Origin of the sequence: Breznakibacter xylanolyticus, from assembly GCF_003254275.1 — a bacterium.
Taxonomy (GTDB): Bacteria; Bacteroidota; Bacteroidia; order Bacteroidales; family Marinilabiliaceae; genus Breznakibacter; species Breznakibacter xylanolyticus.
In genome coordinates this window covers 1-22,825 of record NZ_QKZK01000002.1, presented here as the reverse complement: position 1 = coordinate 22,825, position 22,825 = coordinate 1, and the positions used below count along the sequence as shown (strand labels likewise).

Below are 22,825 nucleotides of genomic sequence, written 5' to 3'. Positions count from 1 at the left end.
TTTGTCCCGTCCTCATGCTCTTTACCAATTTTCATGGGGCGATGGTGGGAATTAATGTCACACGGTGAGGCTTGAGAATTGTTACTTTTGTAATTCGTTTCACACAAAACTCCATGATATGTCCTATTCGTTCGATACCATCATTCCCCGTGAGGGGACCCATGCTTACAAACTTGAGCTGCGCGAAAAAGTGTTTGGCACTGCCGATGTGCTTCCCTTGTGGGTGGCCGACATGGATTTTGCGGCGCCTCCTGAGGTGTTTGAGGCCATTAACCGGCGGGCACAGCACGGCATTTACGGTTATACGGTGCGTGGCGAGTGGTTTCAACAAGCCATTGCCGGGTGGATGCAGCGCCGACACAATTGGGGGGTGCCCCTCGACACTATTGAGTATGCTCCCGGCGTGGTGTCTTCGATGGTGATGGCTGTGATGGCTTTCACCCGCCCGGGTGACAAGGTGTTGATTCAAACGCCTGTATATCCCCCGTTTTATTCGGTGGTGAAGGAAAATGGGCGCCAACTGGTGACCAATCCCCTGTTGGAGACTGCGAACGGTTATGTGATGGACTTCAATTTGCTGGAGAAACAACTCTCGGATCCCGATGTGAAACTTTTCCTGTTTTGTCACCCTCACAATCCAGTGGGACGTGTATGGACGCGCCCCGAGTTGGAGCAATTGGCCGCTCTTTGCCTGCGATACGATGTGCTGATGGTATCCGACGAAATTCACAGCGACCTGATGCTCTTTGGCCATCGTCACATCCCCCTGGCATCGCTTAGCGATGAGGTGGCTCAACACACCGTCACCCTGAATGCCGCCAGTAAAACATTTAATATAGCAGGTTTCTCGACGTCGTATGTCATCATCACTAATCCTGAACTGTTGGCAACTTTCCGCAAGTCGCTCACGGCCTTGCATCTTTACACAGGGCATGTGTTTAGCGGCATAGCTTTGCAGGCTGCCTATGCTCATGGTGAACCCTGGTTGGCCGAACTGCTCGCTTACCTTGAGGGTAACGTGATGGCCGTACGCGATTTCGTTGAAGCCCACCTGCATGGCGTTACCTTTCATCTGCCGCAGGCCACCTTTTTACTGTGGCTCAACTTTAAGCAATGGGGATTGCCGCAGGCGGATCTCAAGGATTTCATCATCCGAAAATCCAAAGTGGGTCTCAACGACGGGGTGTCGTTTGGCCCCGACGGGCAAGGCTTTATGCGACTGAATGTGGGAGCGCCCCGTGCCCTGGTGATGGAGGGATTGGAGCGGATTGCGGCTGTGATGCGTTGAAAGACGACAACGGCAGGGTGAATCGACGATGAAAGAGTCAGCCACGGTGCGAATGCAAATTTTTTCGACCCGTCCCCCGGGGGACATGCCGAAAGGAATTGTTTTCAGGGTTTCCCCTCGGGTGATGACTTTTTTTTGAAGAGGCCAATCATTTTTTTGTCCTTGAGGGAGGCGATGGCCGTTTTTCAACCGGGTGAGTTCTCAATGGCCTGACCGGATTGAGCACATTCTTCTTAACACCCTCTTAACGCGAAATGATTGCATGGTCATCAACCTTTTGCCTGGTAAAATTGTTATTTTTGCAGCAATTGTTGTGCAATGCCGTATCATCAAAAATACATATCGCTCGTGTTGGGCAGTCTGATGCTGCTTCTGACCATGGGGTTGCCCGTGTATCAGGTACATTGCGATTGTAGTGGGCAAACACGTGTGTCGGTGTTGGTTGAGCCCCTGACGTGTGCCGATCATCACAACCATTGTTGCAATACGCATGAGCACGACAGTTCTGATGCCGATCATCATGGAACGGTGTGTTTTACTGCTTCGCACCATTGCGATCGTATGGATACTCGCGTGGTGTTTTTCGATGAGCTTCAGGAGTCTGTTGCGCCATCAAGCATTGTTGTCAATAAAATATTGCCGGTTTTACCCGCTTTGCTGCCTTATCTCAAGGTTGTGACGGAGATGTCGGCATTGACAGATTTTAATGTCTCCTTTGGGGAGTCGCCCCGCTTGGTGGTCTCTCCGCGTGATTTTCTCAATATCATTTGTCAGCGCAAAATCCCTGCACGCGCGTAGGTTTTTCGCACCTTCTTTGAGGTGTTGAATGGCTGTTGCACCCGTGACAGCCCGTAAACCGATGTTTGACAAATGAATTTTTCATCATGAAAGACTTGATATTGCTTGCCTTGTCGTGCCTGACAGTGCAAGTGTCTTTGGCATCCGAAAAACCCGTGAAGGGAACCGTCAGAGGCAACGATAATGGCAAAATGACGCCATTGCCTGGCGTAAACGTTTATTGGCTTAACACCACGGTGGGTACCATCACCAACGAAAATGGCAATTTTGCCATTTCATCTCTCAACGACCGTCAGCAGCTGGTGTTTAGCTTTGTGGGTTATCGCAACGACACGGTGGAGGTCGCTCCCGGAAAACTCCTCGATGTGGTGCTGCAAAGCGACATTGAGCTGGACGAAGTGGTGGTGGCTCAAAAAAACAAAGGGATGTATGCCAGCAAGCTCACCCCTTTTCAAACCATTAACATTAACAGTGCCGAACTGTGCAAAGCGGCATGTTGCAACTTGGCTGAGAGTTTCGTCACCAACCCCTCGGTTGATGTGGCTTATCCCGATGCCGTGACGGGCGCCCGTCAGATTCAAATGCTGGGTCTGGCCGGCGTTTATTCGCAATTGCAAACCGAAAACATTCCCAATCTGCGCGGCATTGCCACCGGCTATGGATTGGCTTTTGTGCCAGGGCCGTGGATGGAGTCCATCCAGGTGTCGAAGGGAGCTGCTTCGGTGGTCAATGGCTACGAGTCGATGACCGGCCAGGTGAATGTGGAGTACCGCAAGCCTTCGGATCCCGAATGGCTATTCCTGAATGCTTATGCGGCCGACGACCAAAAGTACGAGTTCAACGCCTTTGTTTCGGCTCCCGTGAACGACCGCTGGGCCACGGCTGCATTGATGCATGGCCGTTACTTGGGGCAGGACATCGACCACAACCACGATGGTTTTAGGGACGAACCCCTGGTGAAACAGGTGAACCTGATGAACCGCTGGGATCGCAAAGGCGACAATGGCTCCATTACCCGCCTGGGTGTGCAATACCTGAGCGAGGTGCGCAATGGTGGGCAAATTTCGGGTGTGGCCAACCCCTATCGGGTAGATGTGAACAACGACCGGGTGAACGCTTTCCTCAAAAAAGGGCATGTGTTTGCCAATGCCAACCAAACGTCGGTGGCGCTTATTGCCAATGTGACGGGGCATCGTTTGCGTTCGGCCTATGGACTGAACCGTTACGACGGCGATGAGCTTAACCTATACACCAATCTGATGTACTCATCGAACATGGGGGGCAGCGACCGTCATCACCTCAGCGCGGGTCTCAATTACTCGTTTGTGGCCATGGACGAAACTCTGAATTTGTTGGCACTCAACACGCGTCAGCACATCCCCGGCGCTTATGCCGAGTACACCTTTAAGCCATCGGAACGCTTCACGGCCATGGCCGGCATGCGCGCCGATCACCACAATCATTTCGGGGCTTTTGTGACGCCTCGTGTACATTTGCGCTACAGTCCCATTGAACATTGGGTGTTGCGAGGTTCGGCCGGTAAGGGCTATCGTCACCCCTCGGTGTGGGCCGAAAATGGCCATCTACTGGCTTCGGGGCGTGAACTTCGTGTGGTGGATGACCGCATCTTCGAGAACGCCTGGAACTATGGCATCTCATCGGCTTATTCGCTTCACCTGGGCAGCCGCGAGGTGGAAATAAATGTTGAATATTTCCGCACCGACTTTATCGACCAGATGGTGACAGACATGGAGAGCAGTGCGTCGCAAATTTTGGTGAGCCGTCTCGATGGTCGTTCGTATGCAAATAGCTATCAGGTGGATGTGCGTTTCGAAACTCTGCCACGCCTGGACGTAACGGCTGCCATTCGCTTCAACGATGTGAAGCAGACGCTCAATGGTCAGTTGGTCGATAAGCCCCTCAATAGCCGTTACAAGGGGTTGTTGACGCTTAATTATTCCGATCGACTGAAAAAGTGGATGTTCGACGTCAACACGCAACTTGTGGGAGGGGGGCGCATCCCGCAAATTCCCGGCGTGCCCGATGTTTATGCCGTCCCCGAGCGTTATGATGCCTACACTTTGTTGAATGCTCAGGCCACGCATTTCTTCCGAGGCGGAAGCATCTACGTGGGATGCGAAAACATTACCGACTTCACCCAAAAACACCCGGTGACAGGCTTCGACAGTCCTTTTGACAGTTATTTTGATGCCACTCGCGTGTGGGGGCCTGTGATGGGACGCATGTTTTACATGGGCGTGAGGTTTGCGTTGAATAAGGAGTGAAGAAAGTAGCAAATTGGCAGAGTCGCTCAGAGAAAGAGTGAAGAAGTACAAGAGTGCAGGAGTACAAAAAGTGCAAAAGTGAAGGATAGAAAGAATAGGAATACACTGATTGACTATTAATTATTAACGAAACACTCCAACGTCCCCCTTTTGGGGATTAGGGGGCTTAAGTCGCTCTTCGGGGGATATTGGGGTTTAATTTTAAATCAAATGAAAAAGATTATTCAAGTGGCTGTGGTGCTGTTGTTAACCATGGCGTTTTCGGGGGTTGTGAATGCCCAAAAGGAAAAACAAGCCAAAAACACGGCGCTTTACTTGAGTTGCAATATGGATTGCCACTCGTGCGAGAACAAGCTCACCGAGCTGCTAAAGTTCGAGAAGGGGGTGCGCGATCTCAAGTGCGACTTTAAGAGTAATACCATTTATGTGCTCTACAAAACCGGAAGCAACACCAATGAAGCCCTGATGAAAGCTATCGAGAAGAAGGGCTATGTAGTGACATCCATTAGTAAAGATGCTTACGACAGCTTGATGGAAGCTGCCAAGGGCAATGCTGAGCATGGGCACTGACGTTGTGTTGTAATGAGACGTTAGGCCGGAAGATATTTGAGGGTTCAAAACATTTTTCGGCCTTATCTGTTTCTATCATCATAACAACAAAAAACTGAAATGCTATGCTCAATGCCATCAAACAACTACAGTGGCGCTATGCCACCAAGAAATTCGACAGCAGCAAAAAGCTGAGTGCCCATGAGTTGGAAACCATTCTTGAGGCGGCCAATCTGGCTCCCACGTCCATGGGGTTGCAGCCGTTTAAACTTTTTGTGGTTGAGCGCGACGACGTTCGCCATCAGCTGCGGCAGGCTGCCTGGGATCAGCCGCAAGTGACCGATGCTTCGCACGTGATTGTCTTTGCCGTTCGCCGTGAGCTAACTGCCGCCGATGCCGATGCTTATCTGGAACATGTGAGTGAGGTGCGTGGTGTTGGCAAAGATGCTTTGGCCGATTATCGAAACATGCTGGTGGGCGGCATCGAAAGCAAAACCGTGGCCGACCGCCGTAGTTGGGCAGCCCGACAGGCCTATATTTCGTTGGGGGTGGTGCTCACGGTGTGTGCCATCGAGAGCATTGACGCCTGCCCCATGGAAGGTTTCGATACTGGTGCTTTTGATAAGATTCTTGGTCTTGAAGAAAAAGGCTGGGCATCGGTGGTGATGGTCACTGTGGGTACCCGCCATCCCGACGATAAATACCAGCATCTTCCCAAAGTGCGCAAAGCGTTGAAAGATTTTGTTTCCATCGTTTAATGTTTCTCTTTTTGTGAACGCTCTTCATCCCTTATCGGTTGGAGAGCGTTTTTTGTTGTGGCAGGAGCCGAATGAGTGAATGGTTGAAACACACTCAACCCTTGAATTGCGATGATGGATGGATTTTCGATTGAAATATGAGTGCCCCCCCGTACTCTTGTACTTTTGCACTCTTGTATCTGTTCACACTTTTCGTTGGCATAAAAAATGTTAATCCCGTTGTTGATTCCTCTTTTGTCTTAAATTTGCAACACTGTTGCATTTTATATCCATTATTACCTTTTATTTTGGGACAACTGAAAAAACATATCGCCATCGTGTTGGCCGGGATATTTATTGTCCCGATGGTGTTTCAGTGGTTTCACCAGATGCAGCACCATTCGCAGCAGGCTTGTTGCGTGTTGCATTGTCATTCGGTTGCACCTTTTGACGGTGTTTTTTATGTGGCCGATGATGGGGGTAATGAGCATTGTGCCGTGTGCGAATATCATTTTTCCATTTCCGGGGAGCCTGAATTACCTTTTTTCCGTTTATCTGTAGAGGCCTTTATTCGATGCCAACCGGGCGGTGTACCCATGCGGGTTGATTTGCAAGTCGATTCACGTATTCGTCCCCGTGCACCCCCGGCTTTTTCCTGAGTTTGTGGCCAAACGATGAGGTTCTTTTTTCTCGTTTCGAGTGCATGGTTGGTTCAAACCATGTGTGTGAGTCATCAATTTTATTAATGGTGCGATCCTGTCTGTTCACTCCGCATTCATTATGAAGGGAGATTGAATAGGTATTGATTTGTGCGTTATCATTCAGTCATGAACTTATTTCGTGTTCTGGTCATTGCCTTGTGCTTTATTTCGATGGTGATGACAGGGCAGCGTGTGTACCAACTCTCGGGGCGTGTGCTCGATGAGAATGGCATCCTTTTGCCCGGTGCTTCGGTGTGGATGGAGCCGTATGGGGTGGGAGTCATCACTGACGCCAGTGGAGTATACCGGTTTCGGCAGCTTCAGGAGGGAGAGTATCGTTTGCAGGTGGCATTTTTAGGCTATCGGACCCATATTGCAGAAGTGCAAGTGAGCGGAGATGTCGTGAAGGATGTCCGCCTTGAGCCTCTTCGACAGACGCTCGAAGAAGTGGTGGTGACCGACGATTATGCCCGTCGGCGTCAGCAGGAGCAATCGCTCGCGGTGGAGGTGGTGGGCGACGATTTCATCCGTCAATATCAGGGTGGTAGCCTGATGCAGTCGCTCGCTCGTCTTCCCGGGGTGGGGAGCCTCGACATTGGTTCGGGACAGTCTAAGCCCATGATTCGTGGGCTTGGGTTCAACCGCGTGGTGGTGGTGGAGAATGGCATCCGTCACGAGGGGCAGCAGTGGGGCGCCGATCATGGCCTCGAAATCGATCAGTACGCAGTAGAACGTGCCGTGGTCATCAAGGGGCCGGCTTCGTTGCTTTATGGCTCCGATGCCATTGCGGGAACCATCGATTTGTCGACGGCTGACGTGCCGGCGATTGGCTCTTTGGGCGGCGTGTGGGATGTGACTGGTAAAAGCAACAATCGGCTGGTTGGGAATTCGTTGTTGGTGCGGGGGCGTGGCCAACGAGCTTACTTCTCCGTGCGTGGCACCTTCACTGCTTATGGCGATTACCATGTACCTGCTGATAGTGTGGACATCTACTCATATCGTGCCCCCCTTGATGACGGCCATCTGCGCAACACCGCCGGGCGCGAAGCCAATGGGCATTTGACGCTGGGGTGGTTGGGACAGCAGTTTTCCAGCCGATTGCATGCCAGTGTGGTGTCGAGCCAAAGTGGCTTTTTCGCCAACGCCCACGGTTTAGAACCCCGTAGGGTCGATACCCGGTTGCACGATGCCAGTCGGCGCGACATTCAGGAGCCATCACAGCAGGTTTGGCACTTAAAACTGATTAACCGCAACGAATGGCATACTCCATTGTGGCACTTGGAGGGTGAGGGGGGATACCAGCGCAATGTCCGGCACGAGTGGAGTCCCTATACCCAGCACGGTTACATGCCAGCGCTTTTTCCCGATACTCTGGGGTTTGCATCTGATTTGGAACGTGCCTTTGATAAGCATATTGTGTCGGGCAACGTGCGGGCGCATTATGTGGGGTATGAGCGGTTGAAACTGTCGATGGGCATGAGTGCTGAGCATCAGGTGAATCGTATTGACGGGCGCAACTTTCTGATTCCTGCTTATCGTCAGACCATGGGTGGGGTTTTTGCTTACGGCCGATATCAGCTACATGGCGCCCATTGGTTGCATGCAGGTGTGCGCTTTGATGCGGGAGTCATCAGCAGTGAGCCTTATGCTGATTGGTTTCCGAGTCCTGTGGTGACCGGCAGTGACACTGTTTGGATGTATCTGGCGCGAGCGCCGGAGCTCCGGCGAACCATGGGGAGTTTCACCTGGTCGATGGGGTATCACATCGATCACGAATCGTGGAGCCTGAAGGCGAACCTGGGTAAGAGTTTTCGCATGCCCATTGCCAAGGAATTGGCAGCCAATGGGGTGAATTATCATCACTTTAGTTACGAAGTGGGCAATGCCGGCTTGTCGCCCGAGGTGGCCTATCAGGCCGACGGGCTTGCCGAGTGGCGTGGACGCGATGTGGCCATTGGGATCACTCCTTTTGTGGCTTATTTCTCAAACTACATATACCTCAATCCGGAGGCTGCGCACGACCGTCTTTACGGCAACGGCAACCAAGTGTTTACCTACGAGCAGAGTCGGGTGTTGCGCTACGGAGGTGAGTGGCACATGCATTGGACACCCGTGCGGAGTCTCACCATTGGTGCCATGGGCGAAGTGGTGGTGTCGCGGCAACTGTCTGGCGATAAACAAGGGTATACCCTGCCTTTTTCGCCTCCAGCCTCACTTCTGATGAGTTTGAGGTATGCTCCCCTGGTTAATGGCGTGGTGCGCAATCCCTATGTGTCGATTGAGTGTCGAATGGCCGCGCCCCAAAACAGAGTGGTGCCTCCTGAGGAGAAAACGCCCGGTTATCAGGTGGTGAATGTGGGTATAGGCGGAGATTTGACTTGGGGAGAACGTTCCCTCAAGATGTCTTTACAGGTGCAAAACCTGTTGGATGTTCAGTATTTTAATCACATCAGTTTTTACCGAATGATTCATGTTCCGGAGCCTGGGCGCAATGTGGTGCTCAATGTGAGCATCCCAATTTTCGAAATCAATAATAAACTCTCAATGTGTTTCGTTAATCAAGGAAAGTGATAGACAATCAGAGAGATGATGAGATGGCGAAAGAATTTCAGATATGTTTTCATCGTCTTTTTTAGTATAATCTATCTGTCTGAAATCGGATAGCCTTTGTCTCTTCTCCAGAGTGATGTTAACAAAATGGCATTGATCTAAAACCTAAAAAAAAATGAATACAAAAAATTTAATAATTGCAATTTCGTTTGTGTTTGGATTTTTCATGATGTCGTGCGATAAGGATGACACGATTTCGAAACCTGTTGTCAATATTTTGGAATTGGGGATGGAAAACGGTCGGGTGGCTTATGTTGGGGCTGATTTACATGTCGAAGCTGAGATTGTGGCCGAGGGAAAAATCGACAAAGTGACCATCGAAATTCATCAGGAAGAGGCAAGTAGCGATGAAGTTGTGGCTGTTTATAATGATTATGCCGGTTTGAAAAATGTTACCCTTCACAAGCATGTGGACATTCCAGCTGACGCAAAGCCCGGGGTGTATCTCTGTCACATCATCGTCACCGATATGGAAGGCAACCAAATGACCGAGGAAGCTGAAATCACCATTTTGGCTGCCGAGTAAGTTGTGGTGATTTGCTTTTGGGATAGACTTGTTAGTTGTTAAATATTGGGATGCAGAGATGTCGAACGAGATGCCCTGCATCTTTCTAAAAAATAATGAATATGAGGATAGTGTCGATTGACAAGAACGTTTTATTGACAATTTTGTTGCCAGTTTTGTTTGTTTTCTTCGTAGGATGTGATCAGGAGGGGGTTGATGAGGAAAAACCTCGCATCGATATTTCGATGTCAGGTGCTTTCCCCTTGAATTGTGACACGCTATATTTTGGGGAAACCTTTGTGATGCGCCTGCTTTTGTCCGATAATGAACGCCTGGGCGATGTCAATGCGCTGAGTGTGGACATTCACAATAATTTTAACCACCATTCGCACTCCACCGAAGTGACCGAATGCTCGTTATCGGACATTAAAACGCCTGTCAACCCATTTACGTTGATCAACGATTATGACATCCCCTCGGGGCTGTCGCAGTATGAAACAGAAATCCCCATCGCCATTCCAGCAGGGGATGGCAACGGTGATTATGACGATGGGGATTATCATTTTTTCATTCGTGTGACCGATCATCAGGGGTGGTCGGCGCAAAAAGGGTTATCCGTTAAGCTGTTGCGTCGACATCATTGAAAAGGCACGTGCTTTTTTCTTGTTCTTCTTTCATTTGTAAAATATTGGCAATGCCGGTTTTTTTTAATGTATCGCCGGCATTGTTTGCACTTGTTCTTATCCTCGTAAGTTGCCTAGAAGAAATATTCGTGGGTGAGAATAGGTTGAGTGATTTGTCGCCGATGCGGCTCACATTTGTGTCCTTTGTTTTTTTCTGAAGATGTTGCCATGCCCGTGCTCATACGACCAAAAGAATAAGCCGCCAATGGATGTTCATGTGTTTTTTCTCTTATTTAACCCCCAAAATCGGGATGTTGACCAAATTAATTAGGTTGTTTTTGAGAATCGGGGCATCTTTGTTAATGAATGATAATTGTTTGAGATGTTTTCCGCAATGATGCCGGTTTCGGAGGGGGATATGCCTTGTTGAGTCAACGTTTTGAATTTAAATGCAGTGATGGTTTTGTGCCGGAGAGCGTAAGCGTGTTTGAGAACTATCGATCAGGTTGGATTTTAAAAAAAAGATGTGTGAAACGCAAGGAGGTATTGGTTTGTGATGACGATGTGCTGGTGCAAAAGATGTTGAAAATCATTTTGGAACGTGACGGGTTTCTGGTGATTCAGGCATTCGATGGTGGTGCGTCTCAATTGGCCTTGAAACGCCAACGTTTTGATGCTGTCATCATGGATTTGCACATGCCATTTGTCAGCGGCATGGAGTTGATTGGATTTATGCGACAGAAGTTGGCCTTAAAGGAACCTGTGATTGTGCTTTCGGCCTTAAATGATGTACATCTGCGCGAACAAGCGATAGAGCAGGGGGCTAACCATTTTTTGCAGAAACCGGTTAATCCTGACGTTCTGATTGAACTGCTTCGGCAGTTGACGCTCGGGAGTTCTGGTATCTCTGAAAATGATTGAAGGGCTGAACACCATCATTCCCTCTCGTGGTTTTTGGTTTCGTTAATTTCTGATGCTGGTTTACAATGCTTGAAATATGTGTGTTTTTAATGTTGATTTGGTTTTTTTAGTAAAGTCTTGCTTCCTGATACTCACATCTTGATACTTAATAAAAACATGAAGCATTTTTTGATTATAGTTTTGTTAATGGGCTATTCTTCATTGCTTTTCGGTCAGCAGGATGGGGGAGAAGCTAATTGCGAATTGTTGTATCAACAAGCCAGGGAGAGTGTATTCGCGGGGCGGTATGGTGCAGCTCACAATCTATTGCGTCAAGTTCTCACGCAATCGCCACAGCATCACGATGCGGCCTTGCTTGAGGCTCGTTTATTCCTCTGGCAAAAGGATTATGATGCCTCTGCCAAGGCATTTGAGGCGGTGAAAAGCGCTTTCCCCGAATCGAATGATGTGAAAGAGTTGGGTTATGACCTGGTTTTTTTCTCAGGCCAGTTTGCCCGTGTGGTCGACATGGCACCTGACATGATTGCTGCTTTCCCCGATCGCATCGATTTTCGCGAAAAGTATGCCCAGGCGCTTTGGGCTCTCGAACGACGTGAGGAGACCGGACGCGTGGCCGACGAAATCTTAGCCATCGACCCCACTAACGAGGTGGCATTGGAAATCAAACGGTTGTTGGCCGAACCGATGCATCCGCTCAAACTTCATCTTAATTATTCCTTCGACCATTTCGATGAACCTTACTTGCGCTGGTGGCATCTTTACAGTGCCGGCCTTTCAAAAAAATACGATGGTTACTCGTTGGGCGCAACTGTTAACGTTGGCCATTTGAACGATGGCGATACTGAGTTTCAGGTCGAAGGCGAATCGTACGTCACCCTCACTCAACAATCGTACATGTATGTCATGTATGGTTACAGTTCAGGCAGTTATTTTCCCGAGCACAAGGCTTCGCTGGAGGTGTGGCACCAGTTGCCGGCCGAAATGGTCGCTTCGTTGGGAATGAATTACTATCATTGGAATAACAATATTTTTATTGCCACTGCTTCAGTCGAAAAATACCTTCGTCAGTTTTGGTTTTGCTTCAGGGGGTATGGCCAGTTTAAGGACTCGGGCTTGCGAACATCGTGGTATTTCACGGCTCGTCGTTATTTCAATGCCACTGATTATCTGCAGGTGACTTTAGGCGTGGGCACGGCTCCCGATGAACCTTATGATATTAAAACCGATTTGGAACGGTTAAGCGCTTACAGCATTCGGGCATTGGGCATGAAACAGCTATCACATCGCACGGCCTTGCGGGTTGGTCTGGGAGTTGCTCGCGAAGAGTATGCTCCCGATGTGTATCGTGCCCGCTTTGATGGCACCGTGGGAATCATCTATTTACTTTCGAAATGAAGGCGAACAAAAATAAATCAGGTTATTACACCTTATGGTTGATCGTGCTTTGCGGCTTACTTGCGGCAGCCTTAACGGTGTGGGGGCAACCGGCCGATGGCTCTGCTGTTGACCAACCTGCAGGTGTTTCAGAGGTGGTGTCGGATTCGACTGCCGTGGTAAAGGCCGATGACGACCGGAGTCCTTGGTTTTGGGAGGTGAATTATTTTGGCCGTTCCCTGTTTTTGGTCAACATCTTGTTGCTCATTATCCTCACTTCCATTGCGGTCATGTTGGTGTTGCTGGTGTTGATTCTCTTTAACCGTCGCCGAATTGAGCGTGAAGCGGTGTTGCATCAGTATTTGCTGGAAAAATACCAGGGAATGATTCTCGATTACCTCTTTGCCACGGGGCATCTCGATGATTTTTCCCGCATTGCTTCTGATAGTTATCGCCGACAGGTTCTTATCGATCAGATTATTGACGTGAGTGCCAACCTCAAGGGGGAGGCTTACGGGAAGCTTCGGCAGCTTTATCTCGATTTGAAATTGAACCGTCATTCGGTCAACAAGGCACGCAGTCGTCGTTGGCATGTGCGCATCAAGGGTTTTAAGGAACTGGCTTTTATGAATATTAAAGATGCTAATGATGAGATGCTTAAGTCGCTTCAGTCGAAAAATGACATCTTGAGGATGGAAGCTCAGATTGCTCTGGTACGTCTGAGCGACGACCATCCCTTTGAATGGCTCAACTACCAGGTGAAGCCCTTTTCGATGTGGGAACAAATCTCGTTGCATCAGTTACTCATACAGCACGACATTTCGGTGCCTCGTTTCGTGCAATGGATCGATTCGCCCAATCACACGGTGGTGATGTTTGCCTTGCGTATGATTCGGGAGTTCAGGCAGGTGTTTGAAGAAGATCATATTTTGGATGCTTTGCATCACGCCCATGACGGCGTGCGTCAACTGGCCATTGAAGTGTGTGGTGATTTAAAAATTCATGCTTCGCTGAAAATGCTCAAGAGTCGTTATCGTTTCGAGACCTACGAAAACAAATTGGAGATTGTGAAAACCATGGGCAAGATTCCCGACGAAGCCATGATTGGCTTCCTCAAATTGGTGCTCGATAAGGAAGACGATGTGCAGTTGCAGATTTCAAGCACCAAGGCCATCGAGAATATGGGACGGATCGGGGTCGATGCTCTCCAGAAACTGATGGAGTCGGAGTATAAAAACTATAAGATCATTATCCGCCATGTGTTGGATAAACGAATCAACTAACCGGTAGATTGTTAAGCTATGGAATTCATCCTGGGACAGTTCATTTTTTATTTCACCGTCGTCTTGTTGCTCACCTACTTGATGCTGGGGACTTTTTCGGCCATTTCGCTCAATAAATATTTTAAAAAGAACAGCTTTGTCAACTTCAACACGTTGGTGACATCGCCGCTCAGCCCGCACGTGTCCATCATCGCTCCGGCTTACAATGAGGGGAAGACCATTATTGATAACATCCGAACGCTGTTGTCGCTTTATTACAATAATTATGAGGTGATTATTGTCAACGATGGCAGCACCGACGATTCTTTGCAAAAGGTTATTGATGCTTATCAGTTGGTGCGGGTGAATTACTTTTTCGATTACCGCATGCCCTGTGAGCGTATTCGGGGTGTTTACCGCTCTGAAAATCCATCCTACGCCCGCCTGACAGTCATCGACAAGGCTAACGGTGGCAAGTCCGATGCTTTGAATGCCGGCATCAATGTGAGCCGCAACGACATTGTGGTGAGCATCGACACCGATTCCATTATAGAAAGTGATGCTTTACTTAAACTTGTGAAGCCTTTTCTTGAGGAGAAAGAGAAGAAGGTTATTGGTACCGGTGGGGTCATTCGCATTGTCAACTCATGCGAGGTGGTGCGTGGGCACATCAAAAAAGTGAATCTGCCCAAGAGTTTTCTGCCTCGTTTGCAGGTGCTTGAATATACCCGTGCCTTTTTGCTGGGGCGCATGGCCTGGAGTCAATTGGATGGTTTGATGCTCATTTCGGGTGCCATGGGCATGTTCGATAAGGAGGTGCTTATAAAGGCCGGTGGTTATAGTACCAAAACTGTGGGTGAGGATATGGAGCTGGTGTTGAGGATGCGTCGTTACATGACCAACCTGAAGCAAAAGTATGTGGTGTCTTACATCCCCGATCCACTTTGCTGGACCGAAGCTCCCGACGACCTGCGGATGATGACCCGCCAACGCAGCCGCTGGACGCGTGGCTTGGTGCAATCGCTTTATGCTCATCGGGGCATGTTTCTCAATCCCAAATATCGAAACTTGGGGCTACTCAGTTTTCCGTACTGGATATTTTTTGAATGGCTGGCTCCGCTTCTGGCGCTTGCCGGGTTTATTTATACTGCCATTCTCATCATCACTCATCAAATGAATTGGCCGTTCTTCATCTTGCTGTTCATTTTTGTTTACAGCGTGGCGCTTATGCTTTCTACCTGGAGCATCTTGTACGAAGAGGTGACGTTTCACAAGTATCGCAAAAAACGTGACGTGCTCAAGCTCTTTTTCACCGCCATGCTTGAACCCTTCTTTTATCCGGTGCACACCTGGTTTGCTCTCAAGGGTAACTGGGATGCGCTGATGCGCAAAAAAGCTTGGGGGAAACAGAGGCGTAAGGGTTTTTCCGGGTCGTGATATTGCTTGGGACAACCATTTTTGCCCCCGGAATGCTATCTTTGCATTCTTGAATCGTTCGAACCTGAATCATGATTGTTTGCATTGCCGAAAAACCCAGTGTTGCTGCCGAAATCGCCAAAGTCATTGGCGCCGCCTCGCGTAAGGATGGTTATTATGAAGGCAACAACTATCAGGTGACCTGGACTTTTGGCCATCTTTGTTCGCTTAAGGAACCTCACGATTATTTGCCAGAGTGGAAGCGTTGGGCGCTGCCCACACTGCCTATGATTCCATCTCGCTTTGGCATCAAGGTGATTGAAGATAGAGGGGTGGCCAAGCAGTTTGCCACCATCGAAAAGCTGGTGCAAGCTGCTGATGAAGTGGTGAACTGTGGTGATGCCGGCCAGGAGGGAGAGCTCATCCAGCGCTGGGTATTGCTCAAGGCCGGGTGTAAATGCTCCATGAAACGCCTTTGGATCAGCTCGCTGACCGAGGAGGCCATTCGTGAGGGATTCAATGCACTGCGACAGGGAAGTGACTTTGACCGTCTTTACCAGGCAGGTAGTTCCCGTGCCATTGGCGACTGGCTGTTGGGCATGAATGCCACTCGGGTTTACACGCTCAAATATGGTCAACAAGGGCAGGTGCTCTCTATCGGACGGGTGCAAACGCCTACGCTGGCATTGATTGTGGAGCGCCATAAGGAGATTGAAAACTTTAAACCGGAGCCTTATTGGGAACTTAAAACCACTTATCGGGAGGTTGTATTTTCTGTGGCTTCGGGAAAATTTCAGGTGAAGGAGGATGCTTATGCCGAACTTGAAAAAATTAAAGGAGAGCCTTTTACCGTCACCGATTATACCACCAAGGAGGGGGCAGAATCGGCACCCCGATTGTTCGACTTGACGGCATTGCAGGTTGAGTGTAACAAAAAGTTTGGACTCTCGGCCGATGAAACGTTGAAAACCATTCAATCGCTTTACGAGAAAAAACTCACCACTTATCCGCGAGTGGATACCACCTATTTGAGTGACGATATTTTTCCCAAAATTCCCGGGATCCTCAAAGGGTTGAAGGACTATGAGACGCTTACGGCACCATTGTTAGCCGATAAAATCCGCAAATCGAAAAAGGTCTTCGACAACAGCAAGGTGACCGATCACCACGCCATCATTCCCACGGGCGAAAAGCCCGGCATGCTCTCTCGCGATGAAATGCTCGTGTACGATTTGGTGACGCGACGTTTCATTGCCAACTTTTACCCCGACAGCAAGGTGGCCACCACCACAGTGGAAGGTGAAACTGGTGGTATCAAATTCAAAACCAGCGGAAAGCAAGTGTTGGAACCCGGCTGGCGAGTGGTATTCCCACCGCAGAAATCCTCTTCACAGGAGGAGAACATTCTTCCCGTATTCGTGAAGGGTGAAAGTGGTCCTCATGAGCCCGATTTGCAGGAGAAAGAAACGCAACCGCCCAAGCCATACACCGAAGCCACGCTGTTGCGTGCCATGGAAACCGCCGGCAAACAAGTGGATGATGAGGAGATGCGTGACTTGATGAAGGACAATGGCATCGGCCGCCCTTCGACGCGTGCTGCCATTATCGAAACTTTGTTCAAACGTAAATATATCACCAAGGAGAAAAAGAATCTCTTGCCCACCATCACAGGCATTCAGCTCATTGATGTGATCCGCGACGAGTTGCTCAAGTCGGTGGAACTGACTGGTTTGTGGGAGAAGAAGCTTCGTCAGATTGAAAAAGGTCAATACGAAGTGGATTTGTTTATGAGCGAACTCAAACAAATGGTGGCCGATGTGGTCAATGGAGTTAAGCGTGAGCTGTATGTGCGTAAAATTGAGTTGGTGGAGGACAAACCCGTCGAAAAGGCCAAGGCTCGTGAAAAAGTTGCTGCGGCCGACAAGGATGAACCCTCGCTGACTTGTCCTCGTTGTGGCAAGGGGCATATGCTCAAGGGAAAAACGGCTTGGGGGTGCTCCGATTATGCTGCCGGGTGTAAAACTTTGGTGCCTTTTCAGTTTTTGAATAAGAAATTGAGCCAGACGCAGTTCGAGCAGTTGATTCGAAAGGGTAAAACTGCTTTGATAAAGGGCGTGGAGGTGGATGGCGCCAAGTGCGATGGGGTGGTGAGTTTTGATGATGATTTTCAACTTCGTTTTGAAGCTGCCCAAGAGGTGACTCTGGTATGTCCCAAGTGTAAAACAGGTGAAGTGATAAAAGGGAAAACAGCCTGGGGGTGCGCCAATTACAAAAATGGTTGTCGCTTTGTGGTCCCCTTTCAATTGATGGGCAAATCGTTGACGCAAAATCATTTGGCGTTGTTGGTCACCAAAGGAAAGACAGGCAAAATACAAGGCTTTACCATGCCAGGCAACGATGCACCGGTGGCCGGTATTTTGGAGCTCGATGAGGAATTTAACGTGAAGTTTGTGTTGAAATAATCCGGTTTGAGTCATTTCAGCTTTTGTTTTTTTGGGCTGCTTGTCTGTTGAGTCTTTTTAATGATTCGTTGAAAAAGGATGGTTGGTGATTTCCCATTCTTCTATTTTTGAGCTGAACCCGTTGTTTTGTCCTCTCGTATCATCTTTTTTAGGTGTTCAATTGTTATAAATAAGTGGAGGCGTTGATGGGCGAATTCTCTTTTTTCACTGTAAATCAACTGGATAATGTGGCGCGTTGTGGTTTTGTGCATGTTTGTGTTGGGCTGGGGTGCTGATGGTTGGTCCATTGGTGCGTCGCCCATTGCTGTGAAGGTGACGCAACCCGACGGGAGCGTGCTCACGGTTCGCAATCATGGCGATGAGCGATTTCGGTGGGTGGCCACTGACGATGGTTACCGTGTGCTGCGCAACGATGCCGGCGTTTTTGAATATGCCATGTTGACTGACGAGGGATTAGTGGTTCCCTCCGGCATCCGGGCTGCAGAGCCGGGCAATCGATCGGCCGATGAGGCAGCATGGGTTCGTAACCTGCCCAAACATTTGGCGGTGGCTTCCGGCCTTAAGTCGGCATCAAACACCTCATACATGCCTATGAAGTCGGCTTCGGCAACACCCCAGGGCACTTATCATTTGCTGGTTATTATGGCAAATTTTTCTAATACTTCGGTTTCTTACTTGGCATTTGATTTTGATGCACAGATGAACCAGTCGAATTATAGCGGTACCGGCAGTTTTCGTGATTATTACCTCGAAAACTCCAATGGACAATTGGAGGTGGTCTCGACCGTGACGCAGTGGGTGAATCTTCCCAAAACACACGATTACTATGGCAGCGAGAGTAAGTGGGGTGAATTTGCTTACGATGCCATTAAGGCGGCGTATGCTGCGGGTGTCGACTTTTCGAAGTTCGATAACGATGGCGATGGTGTGGTCGATGGCATTGCCATCATTCACCAGGGCAACGGGCAGGAGTCTTCATCGAACGAGAAGGATATTTGGTCGCATGCCTGGTCGCTGACCTCGGCCGGTTATCGGTCTTCGCAGCTCAAAATGGGCGCCGTGTCTGTCGATAATTATTTCACACAACCCGAATTGAACGCCAACGGGAAAGAGATGGCCACCATCGGGGTGATGTGCCATGAGTTTGGGCATATCTTGGGTGCATACGATTTTTATGATACAGACTATGAGGAAAACGGGCAGCATGATGGAACGGGTAGCTGGGATTTGATGGGCAATGGTGCCTTCAACGGTTCTCCCATTGGGGCCACTCCTGCGCACCACAATCCTTGGACAAAGCAACAGTTGGGTTGGGTCAGTCAGACCTTGTTGGATCACTATCAGCAGGTGCTGATGGAGCCTGTGTTGACTGGTCATCGCGTGTGGCGTTACAATACTTCAACGCCCGGTGAGTATTTCCTGCTCGAGAACCGCATCAAAACCGGTTTCGATGCTTATCTGCCCGGGCAGGGGATGCTGATTTATCATGTGGACAGTACCGTGATTGCAGAACGGGGAGCTGCCAATGATATAAATGCCTATGAGCATCAGGGTCTTTATGTAAAGGTGGCTTCCGAAACCATCGACAGTGATGCCTGTCCGTTTCCCGGATCGGGGGCTGTGGTCGCGTTTACCGATGTCACCACGCCGGCGGCATTGTCGTGGGCCGGCTTGCCCACTAAACAATCCTTGACTTCCATTTTGCAGGAGGGAGACATGATTCGCTTCGACTTTATGGATCTTCAGTATGGTTTCCCATCCTTTTTTTCGGCCAAAACGGTGAGCGAGAGCGATGTGTTGCTGAGTTGGCAGCAGCCCGATGGGGCATTTCCCCTGTTAATTGCCCGTTCTGTTGATGGGGTTTTCGGAATCCCTGGCGATGGCCGAGTTTATCTCCCCGGTGACCGGTTGGAAGGCGGGGGTGTGGTGTTGTGGGCCGGCAACGAAGGTGATTTCCTGATGGATGCTATTGGTGCCGATTCTCTTATTTATTATCGGTTGTGGGTTTATCGAAACGACCGTTATTCCGAGCCGATGGATGCTTCGGCGTATGCTTTTTCAAACATCCGGTTTTTGGTGCGTGACCTTTCGGGCGCCGTCCTGGCTGATGCCGGCGTGACGGTGGCCAATTACTCCTCGTCCACGGGGGGTGACGGCGTGGCCAGTCTCACCGGCGATTTTCGGTCAAAAGGAGTTCAGCGTTTTGTTATTCGCAAACCGGGATATGTCGATAAGTGGGGGGCGTGGGATACGTCACAGGGCGATACGCTCACAGTTGCGTTGCTGCCACAGTTGGATGTGCCCGTTCAAACCACCGATTTGTCTGTCGATTACCGCGATGTGGCTCTGACATGGAACCCGGTGGTGAATGAAACCTTTGCGGGTTATGAGCCTTTTTCCCTAACCTTGCCCGGCTGGACGATGGTCGACAAGGATTTGGCGCCTACCTACGCCATTGCAAAGGTCGATTTTCCCAATGAGGGCTACACCGGTTCTTTTATGGTGTTTGATGGCTATGATGATGCTTTTATCGACAGTGGTTACGTCTTCCCCAGTTATGCCGGACGCCAGTTTTTGGCATGTATGGCCGCTCGGGGGCAGGCCAACAACGATTGGTTGATATCGCCGGCCATTACTGTTACCGATAGTTTGTGGTTCTCAGTGATGGCACGCTCCATCACCGATGAGTATGGGTTGGAACGCATGAAAATTTGGGTGTCCGAATCGGGAACGGCCTTGAGTGCTTTTAAAGTTATTTCCGGTTCCAATTATTTGAGCGTTCCTGCTGAGTGGACTCGTTATGAATATGATCTGTCGGTATACATGGGCAAAACCATTCATCTGGCCATCAACAGTGTGTCGAATGATAGTTATATGCTGATGCTTGATCGTTTGGTTTTTACGCCTGAGCGCCTTTCTGTCAATGCCAAGTTCAAGGCGGTTGGCAAAATTGTAGAACAGTTACCGACACGTGATATCACACCTGCATCCATCATTAAAAATATTACAACCGATGTGGCATCAGCCTCCGAAGCGGTGGTGTATCAGATTTGGCGCGACGGTGTGATGGTGGGAGTGACTTCGGGATTGACAGCCAATACATTTGTTGATGATGTGCCCGGATGCGGGGTGTACGAATATCAAATTAGAGCTCTGTTGGGCGATGGCTCGCAGGCCGAATCCCCTGTTCATTCCATTGCCTCGTGTTACCGGGTGGCCATGCGATTTACCGATGGCATCGACCCGGTGGGAAGCCTTTCGGTGGGGTTTAATGGACAGGTGTTACAAACCGACGAAGACGGTTCTGTGCTTTTTGTGGCCGTTGATGCGGGGATGTGGCCGCTGGTGGCTTCGCGTGCCGGGTTTAATGATTATGCGGCATCTTTAGATGTGACAGGAAATGCTTCGGTAAATCTGGTGATTGAACTCAATGACATGAATGAACGATCGTTGCTTTATCATCGCAACGATGCGCTTCCCGTGGTGCAGCTGCCCGATGGGTACGATTCGGCCGTGTACTGCATCTATTCATTGTCGGGAAAATGCGTTGCATCGCAAAGCGTGAGTGCTTATCGTTTTGTGCCCGATATGACAGGCTTGCCCAAGGGAATTTATTTGATGCAGATTGACATGGGTGACCGAGCTGAAAGTCTTAAAATTATTTGGCGTTGAAGATTAGCGGAGCCAACGTTTGTGCTTGAGGTAGATCAGCAGGCCAATGACAATCAGTAGCATCAGCCCCCAAACTGCGAAATAGCCATATCGCCAGGTCAGTTCGGGCATGTATTGAAAGTTCATGCCATAAAGCCCCACAATAAATGTCAGGGGGGTAAAGATGGCTGTGAAAACGGTAAGGATTTGGATGATTTGGTTCATTTTCAGGTTGACGAACGAGAGGTGAAGGTCTTTGAGTCCGTTATTCATTTCTAACAGGTTGTCAATGCTTTCGGTCATGTGGAATACGTGGTCATAAATGTCCTGATAATATTTTTCATTGCGGGTATCCAGGTAATCACTCCCGTCTTTTAGGATGGTGTGGATGGCTTCTCTGACGGGCGAAATCAGTCGTCGGAGTTGTAGCAGTGTTTTCTTATTTTGTTGTATCATCCCCATCATTGAGTGTTCCCGGGCGTTGTTCACCATCTCCTCCAGTTCTTCGGTGCGATCGCTCATTGCTTCTACCACGCTAAAGTAGTTGTCCACCACCAGGTCGAGCAGACAGTACATGAGATAGTCGTGGCCGCGCTGCCTGATTTTTGCACTGCTGTTTCGTAGCCTTTCCATCAGTGGCATAAAGCTATCGTCGTTTTTTTCTCTAAAGGTGATGAGAAAGTCCACTCCGAGTATTAAGCTGAGTTGTTCGGTGTCCAGTTGTTCCGTTTCGGGGTTGTAGTTGATGGCTTTAAGTGTAACATACAGGTAGTTGTCGTGAGTCTCGGCTTTGGGACGCTGTTCTGTGTTGCAAATGTCTTCGAGGGTGAGCGAGTCGATGTGATGTCGTTTGCCGATGGCTTGAACCATATGCGTGTCGTGAATGCCTGTTAGATGCAGCCACGAGGTATGTGTCTTGTTGGGTTGTGTTTTGACTCCAAGGTCGTTGGCTTTCAATTCTTCAAATGCAATGTGTTGGGCATCAAATTGAATTTGGTGCAACATGGGTGGAAAGTCTCGTTGAGGACCAATGTAAACCACACTGCCGGGTGGCAAACCTGTTTTTTGTGACCGTAAGTTTTTATTGGTGTGGCGAGGTGTTTTTTTGCTTTGTTTTCGCATGCATCGATGTTTTTACTGTTCTAAAAATAGTCCTTTTTCTATCCTGTGGCGTAAATCATCATTTTTTTCAAACATTTTAAAAATGTTGTTGTTACTTTGACTTGTAATTTTATTCGCTTTATTGTCGAATCGTGTGCATGAAGCCAGTATGTTTTACTCGTTTTAGGGTCACCTTTTATTTTAATTCACTACTGACCGACAAAAAATAAAATAAGGGTTACCGCCCGAAGGTTTCACCCTATAGTTGTAGATTTATGTTGCGAAACAAAATACAACTATGGGCAAAGATATTGAAAAGAGTTTAGTCGGTCAGCCGATTTTCAAGCAGATGATGGATTTTTTACCACGTAATAAGTTCGACTTATTGGTTTCAAAACATAAATCGGATCGGTATTACAAGACTTACTCGTCGTGGGATCAATTGGTAACCATGTTGTTCGGCATCTTTAGCCGTTGCGACTCCATGGGGGAAGTCTGCGATGCGATGAAAACGCTCCAAGGAAAGCTAAGCTATTTGGGAT

17 protein-coding genes are annotated in these 22,825 nt (G+C 49.0%); 16 read left to right on the top strand and 1 reads right to left on the bottom strand.

Annotation, left to right across the window (positions count from 1 at the left end):
• The first annotated feature begins 118 nt into the window (after window positions 1-118).
• The 15 genes from LX69_RS01300 to LX69_RS01225 all read left to right on the top strand — a co-directional run bounded on the left by LX69_RS01300 (window position 119) and on the right by LX69_RS01225 (window position 21,203).
• The gene (locus LX69_RS01300; protein ID WP_111444009.1) at window positions 119-1,288 is read left to right on the top strand and encodes a MalY/PatB family protein; all 1,170 of its coding nucleotides are present in this window, start codon (window positions 119-121) and stop codon (window positions 1,286-1,288) included.
• 318 nt (window positions 1,289-1,606) lie between these two features.
• Complete coding sequence (locus LX69_RS01295) at window positions 1,607-2,086, top strand: hypothetical protein (protein ID WP_111444008.1); 480 nt, start codon at window positions 1,607-1,609, stop codon at window positions 2,084-2,086.
• An 86-nt stretch (window positions 2,087-2,172) separates the two neighbouring features.
• Window positions 2,173-4,371, top strand: coding sequence for a TonB-dependent receptor (locus tag LX69_RS01290; RefSeq protein ID WP_111444007.1), 2,199 nt, complete (start codon window positions 2,173-2,175; stop codon window positions 4,369-4,371).
• A gap of 210 nt (window positions 4,372-4,581) precedes the next feature.
• Window positions 4,582-4,941: a heavy-metal-associated domain-containing protein gene (locus LX69_RS01285; protein WP_111444006.1), complete on the top strand. Its 360-nt coding sequence runs from the start codon at window positions 4,582-4,584 to the stop codon at window positions 4,939-4,941.
• A gap of 104 nt (window positions 4,942-5,045) precedes the next feature.
• Entirely contained in the window at window positions 5,046-5,678 is a 633-nt protein-coding gene (locus tag LX69_RS01280; RefSeq protein ID WP_111444005.1) for an NAD(P)H-dependent oxidoreductase, read from the top strand.
• 287 nt (window positions 5,679-5,965) lie between these two features.
• Window positions 5,966-6,316, top strand: coding sequence for a hypothetical protein (locus tag LX69_RS01270; protein ID WP_146260599.1), 351 nt, complete (start codon window positions 5,966-5,968; stop codon window positions 6,314-6,316).
• A 168-nt stretch (window positions 6,317-6,484) separates the two neighbouring features.
• The gene (locus LX69_RS01265) at window positions 6,485-8,929 is read left to right on the top strand and encodes a TonB-dependent receptor (RefSeq protein ID WP_111444002.1); all 2,445 of its coding nucleotides are present in this window, start codon (window positions 6,485-6,487) and stop codon (window positions 8,927-8,929) included.
• A 154-nt stretch (window positions 8,930-9,083) separates the two neighbouring features.
• Window positions 9,084-9,494 carry a DUF4625 domain-containing protein gene (locus LX69_RS01260; RefSeq protein ID WP_111444001.1) on the top strand — a complete coding sequence of 137 codons (411 nt, stop codon included), beginning with the start codon at window positions 9,084-9,086 and terminating at the stop codon, window positions 9,492-9,494.
• A gap of 101 nt (window positions 9,495-9,595) precedes the next feature.
• Window positions 9,596-10,117, top strand: coding sequence for a DUF4625 domain-containing protein (locus LX69_RS01255; protein WP_111444000.1), 522 nt, complete (start codon window positions 9,596-9,598; stop codon window positions 10,115-10,117).
• 507 nt (window positions 10,118-10,624) lie between these two features.
• Window positions 10,625-11,017 (top strand): response regulator, encoded by a 393-nt coding sequence (locus LX69_RS01250; RefSeq protein WP_111443999.1) that lies wholly within the window; start codon window positions 10,625-10,627, stop codon window positions 11,015-11,017.
• A 156-nt stretch (window positions 11,018-11,173) separates the two neighbouring features.
• Window positions 11,174-12,412 (top strand): YaiO family outer membrane beta-barrel protein, encoded by a 1,239-nt coding sequence (locus LX69_RS01245; RefSeq protein ID WP_111443998.1) that lies wholly within the window; start codon window positions 11,174-11,176, stop codon window positions 12,410-12,412.
• Window positions 12,409-13,674, top strand: coding sequence for a HEAT repeat domain-containing protein (locus LX69_RS01240; protein ID WP_111443997.1), 1,266 nt, complete (start codon window positions 12,409-12,411; stop codon window positions 13,672-13,674). The genes LX69_RS01245 and LX69_RS01240 overlap by 4 nt, the downstream gene beginning before the upstream one ends.
• A gap of 18 nt (window positions 13,675-13,692) precedes the next feature.
• Complete coding sequence (locus LX69_RS01235) at window positions 13,693-15,090, top strand: glycosyltransferase family 2 protein (RefSeq protein ID WP_221621237.1); 1,398 nt, start codon at window positions 13,693-13,695, stop codon at window positions 15,088-15,090.
• A gap of 71 nt (window positions 15,091-15,161) precedes the next feature.
• Window positions 15,162-17,531, top strand: coding sequence for a type IA DNA topoisomerase (locus tag LX69_RS01230; protein WP_111443996.1), 2,370 nt, complete (start codon window positions 15,162-15,164; stop codon window positions 17,529-17,531).
• A 225-nt stretch (window positions 17,532-17,756) separates the two neighbouring features.
• Window positions 17,757-21,203: a M6 family metalloprotease domain-containing protein gene (locus LX69_RS01225; RefSeq protein WP_111443995.1), complete on the top strand. Its 3,447-nt coding sequence runs from the start codon at window positions 17,757-17,759 to the stop codon at window positions 21,201-21,203.
• Between the two features lie 3 nt (window positions 21,204-21,206).
• On the opposite strand, the gene corA is transcribed toward LX69_RS01225, so the two are convergent.
• Entirely contained in the window at window positions 21,207-22,304 is a 1,098-nt protein-coding gene (gene corA / locus LX69_RS01220) for a magnesium/cobalt transporter CorA (RefSeq protein ID WP_111443994.1), read from the bottom strand.
• Window positions 22,305-22,581: 277 nt separating this feature from the next.
• Here corA and LX69_RS01215 point away from each other — a divergent pair.
• The coding region (locus LX69_RS01215; RefSeq protein ID WP_146260598.1) for a DUF4372 domain-containing protein at window positions 22,582-22,825 on the top strand (244 nt) is incomplete at its 3' end.